We start from the raw sequence: 3,506 nt of genomic DNA on the forward strand, positions 1-3,506 counted from the left end.
CCGCCCATCCACCGCCAGCCCACGCTGCCGACTGAACTCGACGAAAGTGCCCGGGGTGGCCATAACGGTGACACCGCCGGCCAGCGCCATCGTGCACTCACCACTACGCACCGCCTGGGCGGCCAGATGCAACGCCACCAACGACGATGAACACGCCGTATCCACCGTCACCGCCGGCCCCTCCAAACCGAACTGATAGGCGATACGTCCGGAGAGCACGCTTCCCGTAGTCCCGATGCCGACGTACCCTTCGGCTTCCTCGGGCATCTCGTTCAGCGTCGGCGCGTAGTCGTGGTACATCAGCCCAACGAAGACCCCGGTGGCGCTTCCTTTCAGGGTGGTCGGGTCAATACCGGCGTGTTCGAGCGCCTCCCAGGACGATTCCAGAATCAGCCGCTGCTGAGGATCCATCGCCAGAGCCTCGCGCGGCGAGATGTCGAAGAATTCCGCGTCGAACCGGTCCGCGTCGTGGAGAAAGCCGCCCTCCCTCACGTAGGACGTTCCGGGACGGTCGGGGTTCGGGTCGTAGAGCCGTTCCAGATCCCAGCCTCGGTTCACAGGGAACTCCGAGATGCCGTCGCCGCCCGCTTGGACCAAGTCCCACAGATCCTCGGGAGACCTCACCCCGCCGGGATAGCGGCACGCCATCCCCACGATCGCTATGGGCTCGTCGTCGGTCCGCGTTCGGGCAGGAGAAGTTGTCGGCGTGAGCTCAACCGGCTGGTCGTCCGCTGCTTCCGACAGCAGATGCTCGGTGAGGGTGGCAGGCGTCGGGTAGTCGAAGACGACCGTGGCTGACAGTCGCATGCCGGTGGCGCTGCTCAGCTGGTTGCGCAGTTCCACGGCTATCAGTGAGTCGAAGCCGAGGTCCTTGAACGGCTTGTCCATCTGAATCGCGTTCCCAGAAGCGTGTCCCAGGACCGCGGCCACATGGTCGCGGACGATCTCCGATGTCGTCTCCCGCTGCTCCGTGTGTGACAGGCCCGCAAGCCGCTGCGTGAGCGAGGACTTCTCCTGGGCGCCCGCCTGGCCGTGCCCGAGCGCGGCGCGTCGAGCTGTCGTGCTCTTCCTCACAAGCCCGCGCATCGGCGGGAGCAGATCGGAGGTGGGGTGCTTGCTCAGTTGGGCGCGATCGATACGCATCGGCACGAGTAGTGCCTCGCCCTGTTCCCGGCAGGTGTCGAAGAGTTCAAGTCCCTCATGCGTTGCGAGCGGACGGATCCCCAGCCGGGAAAGCCGCGCGAGGTCGACCTGGCCCAGGTGGTCGGTGATCTCGCTGGTCTGGTCCCACATACCCCAGGCGAGGGAGGTGCCGGGCAGGCCGTTCGCGCGGCGGTGCTGCGCCAGAGCGTCAAGGAAGGAGTTCGCCGCGGCGTAGTTGCCCTGGCCGGCGTTGCCGAGGAGGCCGGAGGCCGAGGAGTACAACACGAACATCGACAGGTCCATGCCGAGGGTCAGGTGGTGCAGGTTCAGCGCGGCGTCGACTTTGGCCCGGAGCACGGTGCCGATCTGCTCGGGCGTCAGCGACACCACCACGCCGTCATCGATGACGCCGGCCGTGTGAACGACCCCGGTGAGCGGGGACGAGGCGGGGATCTCGTCCAGCACGCCAGCCAGGGCCTGTCGGTCCGCGACGTCGCAGGCCACGAGGGTCACGACCGCGCCTCCCGCTTCCAGGTCCGCCAGCAGCTCGGCCGCACCGGGCGCCTCCATTCCGCGCCTGCTCATCAGCATCAGACGCTTGACGCCGTGCTCGGTGACGAGGTGCCGCGCCAGAAGGGAGCCGAGAGTTCCCGTTGCCCCGGTGATCAGAACTGTGCCATCGGTCACTGCTTCGCCCCTTCCGACTCGGCCTGCCTGGCTCCGACGGGAACGCCCGTACGCACACCGCTCCGCGCCAGCCGCGGAACCTGCACCACACCGTCTCGGACGAGGATCTGGGATTCGCCCGCCCTCAGAGCTGCGGCGACGGCCTTCGGCAGGTGTTCGGACTCGTCGTTCGAGCTGCCGCAATCGGCTAGCAATATGCGGCCGGGGTTCTCGGACTGCGCCGAACGCACCAGTCCCGATGCCGCGGCCTGGGACAGGTCCGCGACATCCCCGTCGGCGGGAACTACTCCTCGCGTCACGACGACGAGAAGCGAGGACTCCCACATGTCGTTGGTCAGCCACTCCTGCAGGAGTCTCAGGGTGTCGAGGACCGACGCGTGCACGTCCCTCGCCGCTTGTTCATCGCTCACGTCTCGGCCGGCCGGGGGCTGTGCCACGACTACGTCGGGTACGGGCATCCCTTCCTCCACGGCCGTGCTCAACGCGGCGAGGCTCGCGAGGCGCCTGACCGGTGCGATCCGTACGCCAGGTACGTCCTGCGGTAGGGCGCCGTCGATAACGTCGTCGGGCTCCAGGTCGGCGCCGTCGTCGCCGATCCGCACCCAGCCGGCGGAGAAGTCCGACGGAGCTGCCTCGGTCTCCGCTGTGTCGGTGAGGGCAACCCATGCGAGGGTGAGAATCGAGTCATCGACGACGCCGACTTCCGCTTGGAGCTGCTGCGAGTCGACGGGGCGGGTGGTGAGGGACTCGATGCTGGCCACGGGTTCACCAGCGGGGTCGGTGATCCATGCGCTCAGGGTGTCGTCGCTGGACGCGGTGATACGCACGCGGAGTGCGGTGGCTCCGGTGGCGTGCAGATGGACGTTGTGATACGCGAATGGGAGCGAGATGCTCTGGTCTTCGTCCTGGTCACGGAGGAACACCGCGTGCACGGCGGCGTCGAGCAACGCGGGGTGGATGCCGAAGCACTCGGCGTCTTGGTGCAGTTCCTGTGGCAGGGCCACTTCGGCGAACAGGTCCCCGGCCGGCCCGCGCCACGCTGCTGTCAGCCCGTGGAACGCCGGACCGTACGCATAGCCCACCTGGGCAAGATCGGCGTAGAAGGTTTCGACATCAAGCGGCTGCGCGTCAGCCGGCGGCCATGCCGTCCGCCCCTGCTCGCTCGCGTCGGACCCCGGTTGCCCGTCTGGCCAGGCTTGCGCATGGGGCGGCTCTGTCGGAGCCAGTACGCCGGTGGCGTGACACCGCCAGCCGCCGGAACCGCCGCCGTCGGCGGCATCAACCGGAGTGCGGGGGTCGAGGTGGGAATCGCCGCCCTCCTCGCGGGCGTAGATCGATATCTCCCGCCGCCCGTACTCGTCTGCCGTGCCCACCCGAACCTGAAGCTGCACCCCGCCGCGCTCCGGGAGCACCAGCGGAGCCGACACCATCAATTCCTCGACACGCCCGCACCCCACCTCGTCTCCGGCTCGCACCGCCGCGTCGACCCACACCGTGCCCGGTACCAAACCCAGACCGCTCATCACGTGGTCGGCCAGCCACTGTTGCGACGTTGCTGACAACCGTCCCGTGAGGAGCCATTCGTCGCTGCCCGCGACGGTCATCGCGGCGCCCAGCACCCCATGGTCCGCAGCGTTCAGTCCCAGCACACGGGCATTTCCCGCACTGCCTACCGT

2 protein-coding genes are annotated in these 3,506 nt (G+C 68.1%); both read right to left on the minus strand.

The genetic code is table 11. From position 1 onward, the window contains the following. The coding region (locus LG396_RS38660; protein WP_225798288.1) for a type I polyketide synthase at window positions 1-1,830 on the minus strand (1,830 nt) is incomplete at its 3' end. Further along, window positions 1,827-3,506 (minus strand): SpnB-like Rossmann fold domain-containing protein (locus LG396_RS38665; protein ID WP_225798289.1); only part of this gene is annotated, 1,680 nt, incomplete at its 5' end. The genes LG396_RS38665 and LG396_RS38660, both read right to left, overlap by 4 nt.

The sequence above is a fragment of the Streptomyces aculeolatus genome, assembly GCF_020400605.1.
GTDB lineage: Bacteria > Actinomycetota > Actinomycetes > Streptomycetales > Streptomycetaceae > Streptomyces > Streptomyces aculeolatus.